Consider the following 13864-nt stretch of genomic DNA (forward strand, 5'->3'; position numbering starts at 1 on the left):
CGACGCGCATGCCCAGGCAGTGCGAAGGCTGGGGGAGCCGCTCGTGCGTGAGTACGTCCTGGTTCTCATCGTCGCCGCGGCGACGACGTACCTCCTGGGGGGCGTTGCGCGCCGGTTCGCGGCCAGGATCGGGGCGGTCAAGCCGATCCGCGACCGCGACGTCCACTCGGTATTGATGCCCCGCCTCGGTGGCATCGCCGTCCTGGGCGGCGTGGCCGCCGGATTCGTCGTGGCAACCCACCTGCCGTTCCTCGGGATGCTGCCGGAGATCAAGGAGGATGCGTGGGGTCTGTTGATCGCCGGGTTCGTGATCGCCGTCGTGGGAGGCGTCGATGATGTCGTCGACCTCGACGCGCTCACCAGGCTCGCCGGGCAGGTGGTGGCCGCGGGAATCCTCGTCGTCTACGGGGTTCAGCTGAACTGGCTGCCTCTGCCCGACGGGACCCTGCTGTCGTTGTCGCCGGCGCAGAGCGCGGTCATCTCCGCCTTGATCATCATCATGATGGCCAACGCGGTGAACTTCGTCGACGGCCTCGACGGCCTGGCCGCTGGCGTGGTGTTCCTGGGGGCTGCGGCGTTCTTCACGTATTCGTACGGCCTGACCGTCGGGCTCTCCCTCAACCGCGCCACCACGGCCACGCTCGTGACCGCGATCATGGCCGGCGCCTGCCTCGGGTTCCTTCCCCACAACTTCTTTCCCGCCCGCGTCTTCCTAGGCGATTCCGGTGCGTACCTGTTGGGTCTGCTGTTGGCCGCCTCGACGATCAGCCTGACCGGTTGGCTAGACCCGAGCGTGATGTCGAGCCCGCAGAACGAGAGCCGGAGCCTGCTGCCGGCGCTGCTGCCGTTGGTGTTACCGATCGCGGTGATGGCGCTGCCGTTCATCGACCTGTTGCTGGCGGTGATCCGCCGGACCAGGGCAGGCCAGTCGCCGTTCGCGGCGGACCAGAAGCATCTCCACCACCGGCTCCACCTCGAACTCGGCCACTCGCACAAGGGCGCCGTCCTGGTGATGTACCTCTGGGCCGGGCTGCTCGCCTTCGGCGTCGTCGTGATCGGCCTGTGGGCGACCTGGGTGACCGCCTCCATCGTGGGTGTCGTCGTCGTGGCGGCGATCGCCTGCACGGCTCTCCTGCCGCGCCGCAACCACCTTCCGCACCCCCGCTGATTGGCGCCACAAGGTTCGGGCTTGCCGGGGTCGGTTCGGCGTACGCCCGGACCTTGTGCTAAGTTTCACAAACCCCCACCGCACGAGGGACGGCCGCCATCATGACGACCGACAGAGTCACCCCCCTGATCCGCGGAGCGTTGAAGCCCACGCTCGCCGTCGCCGCAGTCGCCATCGCGCTGAGCACCGTGCTCGCCGGCACCCGCGGACTCGCCGGCGCCGTCCTCGGCGCCCTCGTCGTCGTGTCGTTCTCCGGTGGCGGGCTCTACTCCCTCCGGCTCGTACGACAGACCTATCCCGAGGTCGTCCTGATGGTCGCGGTCGCCAGCTACTTCGTCCGCGTCCTGATCTTCGGCGGCCTGCTGGCGCTCCTCGGCTCGCTCGAGGTCGTGGACGTCTACGTCGAACGCATGGCGACCAGCCTCACCGTGATCGCCTGCGTCGTGGCGTGGTGCACCGGCGAGATAAGAGCGTTCGTCCGGATGCGGGTGCCGCTCTACGATCTCGACGAACGTACGACCGGGACCGGCACAACGGGGTCGGCCGAAGCCACGGAATCGACCGGCACGACGGGCACAGCGGCCGTGACGCCCTCGATCGCGCCGGACGACGCGCCGTCAGGAAGATCATCATGAGCGTCCTGACCTGCGCGGATGCCCTGCGCATGGGCGCGACCCGCACGGATTTACTTTCTCTTTACCCCAGTCTCAGCGCGCTCCGTGCCGGCTGCTACAGTCCGGTGCGCGATGAGCCAGAACGGGTCGCCCCCCGAGTCATCGGGCCCAGCACCATCGGGGGCAGGGCACGGCGCTTGGGGCGTCTTCGGTTACCTGGTAGCCGGAGTCGGGATCTACGGCGGACTCGGCTGGCTCGGGGACCACTACTTCCGAACCTCGTTCCTACTGCCGGTGGGAATCCTGGTCGGTCTGGCGCTGGCGCTGTACCTCGTGTTCAAGCGGTACGGCCACCACGAACCCAAGGACAGCACGTGATCGTGAGCGAGCGCAGCGAGCGAACCAATGAGCACAGCACGCGGGTTCGCAGCGAAGCAAGAACCCGCGTGCCCACCACCGATGTTCGACCGGTGCGAGAGGAGAGCCCGTGAGCGTGACGATCCTCGCCTCGGGGGGGTTCACCCCGCCGGGTCCGGCCGACTTCCTGCTGCCCCCCTTCGTCGCCGGTGTCACCAAGCCGATGGCGCAGTTGGTCCTGGCCGCGGTCCTGGTCGGAGGTTTCTTCGTCCTTGCCGCGCACAAGCAGGCAATGGTGCCGGGCCGCATGCAGTACGCCGGAGAGATCGCCTACGGCTTCGTCCGCAACTCGATCGCCCGCGACATGATCGGTTCGCGCGATTTCCTGAAGTTCGTGCCGTACCTCGTCGCGCTGTTCTTCTTCATCCTGGTCAACAACCTCTTCGGGATCGTCCCGTTCATCCAGTTCCCGACGTTCTCCCAGGTGAGCTTCGTCTATCCGCTGGCGGCGATCACCTGGATCGTCTACAACGCCGTCGGGATCGCGCGGAAGGGTTTCTTCGGCTACCTCAAGCACCAGACGGTGACGCCCGGCATCGCGCCGGCGATGCTGGTGCTCCTCATTCCGCTGGAGTTCGTCTCCAACATCATCGTCCGGCCGTTCACGCTGGCTCTCCGGCTCTTCGCCAACATGTTCGCCGGGCACCTGGTGCTCGCGCTCTTCGCACTCGGTGGCGAGTACCTTCTGTTTCATTCCGACGTTCTCTACTTCAAGCCCATCGGCGTCATCTCGATGGTGCTCGACGTCGCGTTGTTCTTCCTCGAACTCCTGGTGATCGTGCTCCAGGCGTACATCTTCACCCTCCTGACCGCCAACTACATCTCCGGCGCCCTCGCCGAAGAGCACTGATCGAAACAACCAAAGATTAGAAGGGAACGTACGAATGACTGGCTCGCTCGCGATCATCGGCTACGGCCTGTCGGCCATCGGCCCTGGTATCGGTGTCGGCCTGATCTTCGCGGCCTACATCAATGGCGTTGCCCGCCAGCCCGAGGCGCAGGCTCGACTGCAGACGATCGCGATTCTCGGATTCGGTCTCACCGAGGCGCTCGCGATCATCGGTATCGCGCTCGCCTTCGTCTTCGCTGGCTAGCGACGGAGTCTTGCCATGACTGTGTACTTCGCGAAAGAAGCAGGGTTCCTCGCGGCGGAAGAAGGGGTGCCCAACCCGCTGCTTCCGCACACCACGGAGATGCTGCTCAGCTTGGTTGTGTTCGGCATCCTCTTCTACGTGGTGCGCCGGTGGGTGGCGCCCGCGTTCGAGAAAGCCTTCGCCGAACGTACGAAGGCGATCGAAGGCGGCCTCAAGCAGGCCGAGGAGACACAGGCCAAGGCCGAGGCAGCTCTGGAGCAGTACCAGCAGCAGCTCGCCGAAGCCCGGCACGAGGCTTCGCGGATTCGGGAGGACGCCAGGGAGCAGGGCGCGGCGATCATTGCCGAGCTGCGCGCCCAGGCGCAGGCGGAGTCCCAGCGCATCGTGGCGCAGGCCCACACGCAGATCGACGCCGAGCGGCAGCAGGTGCTCGCCCAGCTCCGTACCGAGATCGGCGAGCTCTCCACGCAGCTCGCCAGCCGCATCGTGGGGGAGTCGCTGGAGGACGAGGCGCGTCAGCGTCGTGTCGTCGAGCGCTTCCTCGCCGAGTTGGAAGAACCTCAACCGGTCGGTGAACCGTCATGATCGACTTCCGCGGGGCGTCTCGCGACTCGCTCGCCTCGACCCGGCAGGTGGTCAAGGACCTGCCGGGCGGCGCGGGTGAGCTCGAGACCGCCGGTTCGGAACTGTTCGCCGTGACCGCCCTCCTCGACGAGGAGACAGCGTTGCGTCGGGCGCTCACCGACCCGGCGCGGACGCCGCAGGAGCGGGCCAGGTTGGCCGAGGAACTGCTCGGGAACCGGATCGGTGCGGATGCCCAGGCCGTGGTGACCACCGCGGTGAAGGGTGCGTGGGCACGCACCCGGGACCTCGCCGACGCGTTGGAGCACGCGGGGGTTCTCGCCCTCATCCGCTCGGCCGACAGCGCCGGCCGGCTCGACGACCTCGAGGACGAGCTCTTCCGCTTCGCCCGACTGATCGAGAACGACGCCCGCCTGGCACAGGCGTTGACCGGGCGTACGCTGCCGGTCGAACGACGGGTCGAGCTGGCCCGCGGGCTGCTGGCCGGCAAGGCACAGCCGTCGACCGTACGCCTGGTCGAGCAGGCTGTGGCCGCTCCACGTGGGTTGGCGCTGACCGAGGCGCTCGACGGCTACGGCAAGGTCGCCGCGGCATGGCGTGAGCGCCTGGTCGCGACGGTTCGCAGCGCCGTACCCCTCGGCCAGGCCGATCGTGACCGACTGGCCCGTGCGCTCAGCCGGCAGTACGGACACGACATCCATCTCAACGTCCTGCTCGATCCAGAGGTGATCGGAGGCCTGCGGGTCGAGCTGGGTGACGAGGTCATCGACGGAACCATCGCCGGCCGGTTGGACGACGCGCGTCGCCGGCTCGCCGGATAGGCACGCTTCCCGCACCAAGAGACGAGATTGCCGAGAGAGCAGGGACCAACAGATGTCGGAGCTGACGATTCGCCCGGACGAGATCCGGGACGCACTGGAGCGCTTCGTCTCGAGCTACGAGCCGGAGGCCGCGGCAGCCGAGGAGGTCGGCACGGTCGTCGACGCCGGTGACGGTATCGCTCACATCGAGGGCCTGCCCTCGGCGATGGCCAACGAACTGCTGGAGTTCGAGGACGGCACGCTGGGTATCGCCCAGAACCTCGACGTCCGCGAGATCGGTGTCGTGGTGCTCGGCGAGTTCGGCGGCATCGCGGAAGGCCAGACCGTACGCCGGACCGGCCAGGTGCTGTCGGTGCCGGTCGGTGAGGGCTACCTCGGCCGGGTGGTCGACGCGATGGGCAACCCGGTCGACGGGCTCGGCCCGATCGAGGGCCTCGACGGACGCCGCGAGCTGGAGCTGCAGGCGCCGGGCGTGATGATGCGCCAGGAGGTCCGCGAGCCGATGCAGACCGGCATCAAGGCCATCGACGCGATGTTCCAGATCGGTCGCGGCCAGCGGGAGCTCATCATCGGCGACCGCAAGACCGGCAAGACCCAGATCGCCATCGACGCGATCCTGAACCAGAAGAACGGTTGGGAGAGCGGCGACCCGAAGAAGCAGGTGCGCTGCATCTACGTCGCGATCGGGCAGAAGGGTTCGACCGTTGCAGCCGTCCGCCAGGCGCTCGAAGACGCCGGCGCGATGGACTACACGACGATCGTCACGGCACCGGCGTCGGACTCGGCGGGCTTCAAGTACATCGCGCCCTACACCGGCTCGAGCATCGGCCAGCACTGGATGTACGCCGGCAAGCACGTGCTGATCATCTTCGACGACCTGTCGAAGCAGGCCGAGGCATACCGCGCGATGTCGCTGCTGCTGCGCCGCCCACCCGGCCGTGAGGCCTACCCCGGTGACGTCTTCTACCTGCACTCCCGGCTGCTGGAACGCTGCGCCAAGCTCACCGACGAGCTCGGCGGGGGTTCGATGACCGGCCTCCCCGTCATCGAGACCAAGGCCGGCGACATCTCGGCGTACATCCCGACGAACGTCATCTCCATCACCGACGGCCAGATCTTCCTGCAGGCCGACCTGTTCAACGCCAACCAGCGGCCGGCCGTCGACGTCGGTCAGTCGGTGTCGCGGGTCTCAGGCGCGAAGTCCAAGGCGATGAAGAAGGTCTCCGGTCAGCTCAAGCTCGACCTCGCGCAGTACGCCGAGATGCAGGCGTTCGCGATGTTCGCCGCCGACCTCGACGCGGCGTCGCGGCGACAGTTGGAGCGCGGGCGCCGGCTCACCGAGCTGCTCAAGCAGCCACAGGCGTCGCCGTTCCCCGACGAGGAGCAGGTCGTCTCGATCTGGGTCGGTACGGCGGGCAAGCTCGACGAGGTCCCGGTCGAGGACGTGAGCCGGTTCGAGGCCGAACTGCTCGACTTCCTCCGCCGGGAGCGTGCCGGCATCCTCGAGGCGATCCGGGAGACGACGGACTTCTCCGACGACACGGCGAAGGCCCTCGATGAGGCTGTCACCGACTTCAAGGCGACCTTCGAGACCTCCGAAGGCCGGCTTCTGGAGCCTGGGCGTGAGGAGTTCGAGGCGCTCGAGGAAGACAGCGTGGAGCAGGAGCAGATCGTTCGGCAGAAGCGGGGCTGACGCGCATGGCCGGCAAGCTACGTATCTACCGCCAACGCATCCGGGCGATCTCCTCGATCGGCAAGATCACCCGGGCGATGGAGTTGGTCGCGGCCTCACGCATCCGCCGCGCCCAGGAGCGCTCGCGCGCGGCCACGCCGTACGCCCGCGAGCTCACCCGCGCGGTGTCGGCACTCGTGACCTACTCCAACGTCGATCACCCGCTGACCGTCGAGCGGACGAATCCGCGGCGCGCGGCGATGCTGCTCATCACCAGCGACCGCGGCCTGGCCGGGGCGTACTCCTCCAGCGTCATCCGCGAGGGTGAGCGGCTCGCCGAGCTGGTCCGTGGCGAGGGCAAGGAGGTCGTCCCGTACCTCTGCGGGCGCAAGGCGGTGGCCTACTACCGTTTCCGCGACCGCGACATCGCCGCCGAGTGGACGGGATTCTCCGACAATCCGCAGTACGCCCACGCCAAGGAGGCCGGCGAGGCGCTCATCGAGGCGTTCCAGGCCGGTGGCGAGGACGGCGGGGTCGACGAGATCCACATCGTCTACACCCGCTTCGTGTCGATGATGACGCAGCGCCCGGAGGTCATCCGCCTGCTGCCGCTGGAGGTCGTCGAGGGCGAGGAGGCACCCGCCTCCGACGAGGTTCTTCCGCTGTACGAGTTCGAGCCGTCGGCCGAGGACGTGCTCGAGACCCTTCTGCCGCGCTACATCGAGAACCGGATCTACCACTGCATGCTGCAGTCGGCCGCCAGCGAGCATGCGGCGCGGCAGCGTGCGATGAAGTCGGCGACCGACAACGCGAAGGAACTCGTCGGGACACTGACCCGCGAGGCGAACGCCGCGCGCCAGGCCGAGATCACCCAGGAGATCAGTGAGATCGTCGGGGGCGCGAATGCCCTTGCCGACGCAGTTGCGGCGGAGCGATGAGCCAGGGTGCGAAAGCGACCATCTTTCTGAGCAGAGTGAGTGAGAGATTGAGATGACAGCCACCGTTACGGAGAAGGGCGCCGAGACGCCGCAGGCCGCCGTGGGTCGAGTTGCCCGCATCATCGGTCCGACCGTCGACGTCGAGTTCCAGGCCGGCCAGGTTCCGCCCATCTACAACGCGCTCGAGGTCGACGTCACTCGCGGCGGCACGACCGTGACTCTGACCCTCGAGGTGGAGCTGCACCTGGGCGACAACGTCGTGAAGGCGGTCGCCCTCCAGCCCACCGACGGCCTCGTCAGGGGTACTGAGGTCCGCGACACCGGCGCACCGATCTCGGTGCCGGTGGGCGATGTGACCAAGGGCCACGTGTGGAACATCGTCGGCGACTGCCTCAACGCCAAGGACGGCGAGAAGCTGGAGATCACCGAGCGGTGGCCCATCCACCGGCCCGCTCCGTCGTTCGACCAGCTCGCGCCCAAGAGCGAGATGCTGGTCACCGGCATCAAGGTCATCGACCTCCTGACGCCGTACGTCCAGGGTGGCAAGATCGGTCTGTTCGGTGGTGCGGGCGTGGGCAAGACCGTGCTCATCCAGGAGATGATCATCCGGGTCGCCCGCAACTTCGGCGGCACCTCGGTGTTCGCCGGTGTCGGTGAGCGAACCCGTGAGGGCACTGACCTCATCGTCGAGATGGAGGAGAGCGGAGCGCTTCCGGACACCGCCCTGGTGTTCGGACAGATGGACGAGCCGCCTGGCACCAGGCTCCGCGTGGCGCTGTCCGCACTCACGATGGCGGAGTACTTCCGTGACGTGAAGAACCAGGATGTCCTGCTCTTCATCGACAACATCTTCCGGTTCACCCAGGCGGGTTCGGAGGTGTCGACCCTGCTCGGCCGGATGCCGTCGGCGGTGGGATACCAGCCCAACCTGGCTGACGAGATGGGCCTGTTGCAGGAGCGCATCACCTCGACGCGGGGGCACTCCATCACCTCGATGCAGGCGGTCTTCGTCCCCGCCGACGACTACACCGACCCGGCGCCTGCCACGACCTTCGCCCACCTCGATGCGACGACCAACCTGTCACGTGACCTTGCGGCGCAGGCGATCTACCCGGCGATCCACCCGCTGGAGTCGACCAGCCGGATCCTCGACCCGCAGTACGTCGGTCAGGAGCACTACACGGTCGCCAACCGGGTCAAGGGGATCCTCCAGCGCAACCAGGAGCTCCAGGACATCATCGCGATCCTGGGTATCGACGAGCTGCCGGAGGAGGACAAGATCACGGTCGCAAGGGCGCGCCGGATCCAGCGCTTCCTCTCCCAGAACACCTTCGCCGCGGCACAGTTCACCGGCATCGAGGGTTCCTTCGTCCAGCTCGAGGACAACATCGAGGCGTTCAAGAAGATCTGTGACGGCGACTACGACCACGTGGCCGAGCAGGCCTTCTACATGTGCGGCGGCCTCGACGATGTCGAACGCAGGTGGGCTGAGATCCAGAAGGAGAACTGAGCGGCTGAGGACAGTCCGGTCAGTCCCGGAAGAGGAAGTACTTGCCGAATGAAGGGCTTTTGGCCCGGCAGGTAGGGACTTGTCTCCTGCGGGTCAGGTGTTGGGTGGGGGTACGCGAGGGCAGAGCTCTCGCAGGTGGGTATTCTCCCGAGAACGATTCAGGCCAGGAGGATCTACGGTGGCAGAGCCCTTGCACGTCGAGCTCGTCGCGCCCGACCGCACGGTCTGGTCCGGCGAGGCGGCCACCGTCATCGCACGGACGATCGACGGCGATATCGGCATCCTGCCCGGACACACCCCCCTGCTCGGCTTGCTCGCCGACGGTGTGGTGGAGATCCGCAACCAGGAGGGCGACATCTGGGTAGCGGCCGTCTACGGCGGCTTCCTCTCGGTCGCCCACGACCGGGTGTCCATCCTGGCCGAGTACGCCGAGATGGCGCACGAGATCGACCTGGAGCAGGCGCGGCGCGAGCTCGATCGCGCGCACGCTGCCGGCGGGGACGACGAGGAGGCGCTCGAACACGTACGCCGTGCCGAGGCCCGCATCCGCGCCGTCGAGATGGCTTCCTGAGTCCGGGCGTGGTGGGCGTGCGGTGGCGGAGTCCGGCGGTGCGGCAGGGCAGTGTGGACCAGGTCCCGCACGCACTGCCGCGATGTCCGGCTGCCACCTCCGGCCGCTAGGTCGATGTCAGGGCGTGCGCGTCGCACACGTCTCGGGCTCCGGGGTCGACCGTCCGGCCGCTGATGACATCGGCGCCCGGTCAGGTGGCGCCCGGTGATCCAGATCATCCTCGACGCCGCCGGAATCATCCTCGCTCTGGTGCTGATGACTCTGGCGGCGTTCGCCGTCCGGCGGCGGTTGCTCCAGCGTGGTGGGGGCACCTTCGACTGCAGTGTGCGGCTGCACACGGGTACGCCCGGCAAGGGTTGGGTACTCGGCATCGCACGCTATTCCGGCGATTCGGTGGAATGGTTCCGGGTCTTTTCGTTCGGGCTGCGGCCTCGCCGGGTGTTCCAGCGCAATGACCTCACGGTCGAGTCACGTCGCGAGCCACTGGCCGCCGAGGCGCTCGGCCTCTACGCCGGACACGTCGTGGTGGAGTGCGTCCAGGCCGGCAACTCCGTGGTGGAGCTGGCGATGGCAGAGGACGCGCTGACGGGATTCCTGGCCTGGCTGGAGTCTGCGCCGCCCGGGCGTACGCACGCCCCGATCTGACTTGTCCGCGCCGCGTGACGTGGGTCAGGCGGCGTCCGGTGGCCTTGGTCCGTTAGCTGTCCGCGGTGAGCTCGCGGCCGGAGATCGACTCCAGCATCGGCAGCGACAGGGACAACGTGCCGCCCTCGCTCGCGGCGGGAGCTTCCGTGTCCGCTTCGGTCGGCGTACCCGTCAGGGAGAAAAGCGGCAGCGGCAGTGGCAGCACCGTCGGAAGCGGGATGGGGAGCGGGAGCTGCGGCAGAGGGATGCCGGGCTGTTCCGGCTCGGGCGCCGGCGTGGTGGGTGCCGGTGTGGGAGTGGGCGTGGGACGCGGCGCGGACGTCCGGCTCGGCTCGGGCTTGGGCGCTGGAGCTGGTGCGCTCGTCGCCGGGCCGTCTCCAGGTTGCCCGCCCGTGCCCGTCTCGCCGGTGCCGGAGCGGCGACGGTCAGAAGACTCAGGCGTGGCGCTGGCGCGCGGGTTCGGGGACGTCGGGTCCGGGGTCGTCACCTCGGGCGTGGGTGTCACGTCGACATCGGGCTCGTCGGGGTAGGGCTTGTCCTCCTCGACGGTCGTCGACGTGTCGGACCCGAGGGCGACTCGGTATCCGTCGGGGAACCAGGGCAGCTTGCCGGAGTCGGAGTTGCCGAGGGTGGCCCAGGAGCTGGACGCGAGCGCCAGGGGCAGCAGGACGACGAGCTGGCGAGCCCAGCGGCTGCCACGGTTGGAAGTGGTACGCCGGCGTGCCCGGTGCCTCGCGCTCGGCAGGGTCGGAGCCTGCGGATCGTAGAGCGGCTCCACGATCGCGGGGTAGTCCGGGTGCTCGGTGGGGTCGTCGGGCCGGCGGTAGGACGGTCGGTCGAAGGGCCGGTACGGCGGGTAGGGGGTCGCACCGGTGGCGTCGTCGGCGACAGGCGAGGCGTACCGGTCAAACGAGCGGTGTCCCGGATGGTCGGTGGGCTGCTCGGTGCGCCGCGGCGCCGGACGATCGGGAACGTGGCCGACGCTGTGGCTGCCGATGCGGTCCGCGGGCGGGTAGGCCGGGCCGTCGTCGAGGGGATCCGCGCGGCGGTAGGTCGGGCGGTCGCCCGCGCGGTACGCCGGGTTGTCGACAGGCGGGTTGCCGGCAGGGCGGTAGGTCGGCCGGTCACTCACCTGCTCAGAGGGGCGGTACGCAGGGCTGTCAGAGGGGCGGTACGCAGGGCTGTCGGAGGGGTGGTAGGCCGGGCTGTCGGACGGGCGGTAGGCCGGGCTGTCGGTGGGGTGGTAGGACGGGCGGTACGCAGGGCTGTCGGAGGGGTGGTAGGCCGGGCTGTCAGTCGGGCGGTACGCCGATTCGTCGGCAGTGCGGTTCGGCGGCTCGTCGGTCACCTCTGCGCCGAGCCAGATCTCGGACGTGTCGGACAGGACTTCGCGGCCAATCGGCGCACGGTCCGACTGCTCCAGCCAGTTGGGGCCGGAGTGGCGCTCCTGCCGTGGCTGGCGTGCCGACATCGGCTGTTGGTCTTGTCCTGGACGTCTGCCGTCCACGTCAGCCTCTTTCGCATGCATCGACCGGCCACCTGCGCTGGCCGGAAAGGTCACACACTTGTGGTGCGTTTATGGGGATTCGCACCACTCGCCCCAGCACGACTGATCAACCTAGCGCCGAGACCAGTTGGATGGCGAGGTCCTCTTGGTAAAGAAATGCGCTCTGTCGTATTTCGCCAGTTATGAAATACCGAGATATCGCCGCAAGTGGGACAAATTCGGAAAGGTGGCTTGCGAGCGATCACGCGTGGTGATCTTTATGCGTCGGGGCCGCCAGGCTCCCACAGGACGTCTCCCTCGGCACCGTTGGCCACCCGGGCGAGGACGAAGAGCAGGTCGGAGAGCCGGTTCAGGTACTTCGCCGCGACCGGGTTCATCGTCTCGCCATGGACGTCCAGTGCCGCCCAGGTCGTCCGTTCGGCACGCCGGGCGACCGTCCGCGCGTTGTGCAGCAGTGCCGCGCCGGGGGTCCCACCAGGCAGGACGAACGAACGCAGTGGCTCCACCCGGGCGTTGAAGTCGTCGCACCAGGCTTCCAGGCGTTCGACGTAGGACTGGTCCACCCGCAGCGCGGGGTGCTCGGCGGGGGTGGGTGCCACGGGGTTGCCGAGGTCGGCCCCGACGTCGAAGAGATCGTTCTGGATCCGGACCAGCACGGCGCCGATCTCCGGACCGAGGGCGCCGAGAGCCAGTGCCATGCCGATGGCCGCGTTGGCCTCGTCGACGTCGGCGTAGGCCTGGAGCCGGCTGTCGGTCTTGGCGACCTGGGAGTTGTCGACCAGGCGAGTGGTGCCGTGGTCGCCGGTACGCGTGTAGATCCGGGTGAGCCTGACCATACCCGCAAGCCTAGGTCACGCCCGGGACGACGGCGGCGCGCTCGACACGCCGGGACGACGCCGGGGCACGGCGCGGCGCACCGTCACAGCGCACCGGCACGGCACGTCAGGACAGGGGAACTGCCGACGGGCCGGACGCGGGCCTCATAGCATGCCTTGGGTGGAACGGTTACGGATCGAGGGTGGGGCCCACCTCACAGGCGAGCTCACCGTCGCGGGCGCGAAGAACAGCGCCCTCAAACTCATGGCCGCAGCCCTGCTCACCGAGGGGCAGACAGTCCTGTCGGGGGTGCCGGACATCCTCGACGTGCGCTACATGGCTGATCTGCTGGAACGCCTCGGGTGTCAGACGGCGACCGAGGCGGACACGTTGACCATCGACGTGCCCGCGTCGATCGACCACGAAGCCGACTATCAGCTCGTCCGCCGGCTCCGGGCGTCCATCACGGTGCTGGGTCCGCTGCTCGCACGGTGTGGCCGGGCCAAGGTCGCGCTCCCAGGCGGCGACAGCATCGGTTCCCGCGGGCTCGGCATGCATGTCTCAGGCCTGGCGAAGATGGGTGCCGACATCGACATCGAGCACGGCTATGTCGTCGCCAGCGCCCCGAACGGTCTGCGGGCGGGGGAGATCTTCCTCGACTTCCCGAGCGTCGGCGCCACCGAGAACCTCCTGCTCGCCGCGACGCTGGCGAAGGGGACGACGCTGATCGACAACGCCGCTCGCGAACCAGAGATCGTCGACATCGCCGAGATGCTGTCGCAGATGGGGGCGAAGATCGGCGGAATCGGCACGTCCACGCTCGAGGTCGACGGTCCGGCGACGCTGCATGCCGTCAAGCACACGGTGGTACCCGACCGGATGGTCGCGGGCACCTGGGCCATCGGAGCGGCCGTTGCCGGCGGTCAGGTGAGGGTGCGCAACGCCCTCGCCCACCATCTGGAGATCGTGCTGGACAAGCTGGTGGCCGCGGGCGCGGCGATCGAAGTCGGCCCCGACGAGTTCACGGTACGCATGGAAGGCCGGCCGCGCGCCGTCGACACCGTGACGTTGCCGTACCCCGGGTTCCCGACCGACCTGCAGGCGATGATGGTGACGCTCGCCTCGGTCAGCGAGGGGACCTCGATGGTGACGGAGAACCTCTTCGACGGGCGGTTCCGGTTCGTCCAGGAGCTGGCGAGGCTGGGTGCGGACGTACGTACTGACGGTCATCACGCCGTCATCCGTGGCAAGCCGATGCTCTCCGGTGCGCCGGTGGAGGCCACCGACATCCGGGCGGGTGCCGCGCTGGTCCTGGCTGGCCTGGTCGCCGACGGGGAGACGCTGGTGTCGGGGGTTCACCATCTCGACCGGGGTTATCCCGACCTGGCTGGCGTCCTCACGAGGCTCGGGGCGCGGGTCGTCCGGGAACCTGACGGCTTCGACCCGCCTGGGTAGTCGCCGCGAGATTCCCCGGCCCAAGGGGAGCCGAGCGGGTCGAGAGACCGGCAG

15 protein-coding genes are annotated in these 13864 nt (G+C 68.4%); 13 read left to right on the forward strand and 2 right to left on the reverse strand.

Going from position 1 to position 13864, the window contains the following annotated elements:
- Window positions 1-43 precede the first annotated feature (43 nt).
- The 12 genes from ABNF93_RS03320 (at window position 44) to ABNF93_RS03375 (ending at window position 10032) form a co-directional block, all read left to right on the forward strand.
- Window positions 44-1168: an MraY family glycosyltransferase gene (locus ABNF93_RS03320; protein ID WP_349326015.1), complete on the forward strand. Its 1125-nt coding sequence runs from the start codon at window positions 44-46 to the stop codon at window positions 1166-1168.
- A 101-nt stretch (window positions 1169-1269) separates the two neighbouring features.
- The gene (locus tag ABNF93_RS03325; RefSeq protein ID WP_349326016.1) at window positions 1270-1803 is read left to right on the forward strand and encodes a Cg1360 family ATP-synthase-associated protein; all 534 of its coding nucleotides are present in this window, start codon (window positions 1270-1272) and stop codon (window positions 1801-1803) included.
- Between the two features lie 111 nt (window positions 1804-1914).
- Window positions 1915-2160 carry an AtpZ/AtpI family protein gene (locus ABNF93_RS03330; RefSeq protein WP_349326017.1) on the forward strand — a complete coding sequence of 82 codons (246 nt, stop codon included), beginning with the start codon at window positions 1915-1917 and terminating at the stop codon, window positions 2158-2160.
- A gap of 109 nt (window positions 2161-2269) precedes the next feature.
- Window positions 2270-3049: a F0F1 ATP synthase subunit A gene (gene atpB, locus ABNF93_RS03335; RefSeq protein WP_349326018.1), complete on the forward strand. Its 780-nt coding sequence runs from the start codon at window positions 2270-2272 to the stop codon at window positions 3047-3049.
- Window positions 3050-3083: 34 nt separating this feature from the next.
- The gene (atpE, locus tag ABNF93_RS03340; protein WP_349326019.1) at window positions 3084-3293 is read left to right on the forward strand and encodes an ATP synthase F0 subunit C; all 210 of its coding nucleotides are present in this window, start codon (window positions 3084-3086) and stop codon (window positions 3291-3293) included.
- Between the two features lie 15 nt (window positions 3294-3308).
- Window positions 3309-3878 carry a F0F1 ATP synthase subunit B gene (locus tag ABNF93_RS03345; RefSeq protein WP_349326020.1) on the forward strand — a complete coding sequence of 190 codons (570 nt, stop codon included), beginning with the start codon at window positions 3309-3311 and terminating at the stop codon, window positions 3876-3878.
- Window positions 3875-4696 (forward strand): F0F1 ATP synthase subunit delta, encoded by an 822-nt coding sequence (locus ABNF93_RS03350; protein ID WP_349326021.1) that lies wholly within the window; start codon window positions 3875-3877, stop codon window positions 4694-4696. Before ABNF93_RS03345 ends, ABNF93_RS03350 begins: the two co-directional genes overlap by 4 nt.
- Before the next feature lie 52 nt (window positions 4697-4748).
- A complete protein-coding gene (gene atpA / locus ABNF93_RS03355) occupies window positions 4749-6389 on the forward strand; it encodes a F0F1 ATP synthase subunit alpha (RefSeq protein WP_349326022.1) in 1641 nt (546 codons plus the stop codon).
- 5 nt (window positions 6390-6394) lie between these two features.
- A complete protein-coding gene (locus ABNF93_RS03360) occupies window positions 6395-7306 on the forward strand; it encodes a F0F1 ATP synthase subunit gamma (protein WP_349326023.1) in 912 nt (303 codons plus the stop codon).
- Between the two features lie 52 nt (window positions 7307-7358).
- Window positions 7359-8816 (forward strand): F0F1 ATP synthase subunit beta, encoded by a 1458-nt coding sequence (gene atpD, locus ABNF93_RS03365; RefSeq protein ID WP_349326024.1) that lies wholly within the window; start codon window positions 7359-7361, stop codon window positions 8814-8816.
- 178 nt (window positions 8817-8994) lie between these two features.
- Window positions 8995-9387, forward strand: a complete 393-nt coding sequence (locus ABNF93_RS03370; protein WP_349326025.1) for a F0F1 ATP synthase subunit epsilon — start codon at window positions 8995-8997, stop codon at window positions 9385-9387.
- A 204-nt stretch (window positions 9388-9591) separates the two neighbouring features.
- Window positions 9592-10032 carry a DUF2550 domain-containing protein gene (locus tag ABNF93_RS03375; protein ID WP_349326026.1) on the forward strand — a complete coding sequence of 147 codons (441 nt, stop codon included), beginning with the start codon at window positions 9592-9594 and terminating at the stop codon, window positions 10030-10032.
- Between the two features lie 52 nt (window positions 10033-10084).
- On the opposite strand, the gene ABNF93_RS03380 is transcribed toward ABNF93_RS03375, so the two are convergent.
- Together ABNF93_RS03380 and ABNF93_RS03385 are read right to left on the reverse strand one after the other, a co-directional pair.
- Entirely contained in the window at window positions 10085-11503 is a 1419-nt protein-coding gene (locus ABNF93_RS03380; RefSeq protein ID WP_349326027.1) for a chromosomal replication initiator protein DnaA, read from the reverse strand.
- 293 nt (window positions 11504-11796) lie between these two features.
- The gene (locus tag ABNF93_RS03385; RefSeq protein ID WP_349326028.1) at window positions 11797-12375 is read right to left on the reverse strand and encodes a cob(I)yrinic acid a,c-diamide adenosyltransferase; all 579 of its coding nucleotides are present in this window, start codon (window positions 12373-12375) and stop codon (window positions 11797-11799) included.
- A 160-nt stretch (window positions 12376-12535) separates the two neighbouring features.
- Here ABNF93_RS03385 and murA point away from each other — a divergent pair, with 160 nt between their 5' ends.
- Window positions 12536-13810, forward strand: a complete 1275-nt coding sequence (gene murA, locus ABNF93_RS03390; RefSeq protein ID WP_349326029.1) for a UDP-N-acetylglucosamine 1-carboxyvinyltransferase — start codon at window positions 12536-12538, stop codon at window positions 13808-13810.
- Window positions 13811-13864: the final 54 nt, after the last annotated feature.

The sequence above is a fragment of the Actinopolymorpha sp. B9G3 genome, assembly GCF_040120725.1.
Classification (GTDB): Bacteria; Actinomycetota; Actinomycetes; order Propionibacteriales; family Actinopolymorphaceae; genus Thermasporomyces.

Excerpts from the sequence above, each read along its gene's own strand:
- ABNF93_RS03380 (WP_349326027.1), bottom strand. The coding sequence starts at position 11,503 with ATGTCGGCACGCCAGCCACGGCAGGAGCGCCACTCCGGCCCCAACTGG.
- ABNF93_RS03360 (WP_349326023.1), top strand. The coding sequence starts at position 6,395 with ATGGCCGGCAAGCTACGTATCTACCGCCAACGCATCCGGGCGATCTCC.
- atpA (WP_349326022.1), top strand. The coding sequence starts at position 4,749 with ATGTCGGAGCTGACGATTCGCCCGGACGAGATCCGGGACGCACTGGAG.
- ABNF93_RS03385 (WP_349326028.1), bottom strand. The coding sequence starts at position 12,375 with ATGGTCAGGCTCACCCGGATCTACACGCGTACCGGCGACCACGGCACC.
- ABNF93_RS03345 (WP_349326020.1), top strand. The coding sequence starts at position 3,309 with ATGACTGTGTACTTCGCGAAAGAAGCAGGGTTCCTCGCGGCGGAAGAA.
- atpE (WP_349326019.1), top strand. The coding sequence starts at position 3,084 with ATGACTGGCTCGCTCGCGATCATCGGCTACGGCCTGTCGGCCATCGGC.
- ABNF93_RS03330 (WP_349326017.1), top strand. The coding sequence starts at position 1,915 with ATGAGCCAGAACGGGTCGCCCCCCGAGTCATCGGGCCCAGCACCATCG.
- ABNF93_RS03350 (WP_349326021.1), top strand. The coding sequence starts at position 3,875 with ATGATCGACTTCCGCGGGGCGTCTCGCGACTCGCTCGCCTCGACCCGG.
- ABNF93_RS03325 (WP_349326016.1), top strand. The coding sequence starts at position 1,270 with ATGACGACCGACAGAGTCACCCCCCTGATCCGCGGAGCGTTGAAGCCC.
- atpD (WP_349326024.1), top strand. The coding sequence starts at position 7,359 with ATGACAGCCACCGTTACGGAGAAGGGCGCCGAGACGCCGCAGGCCGCC.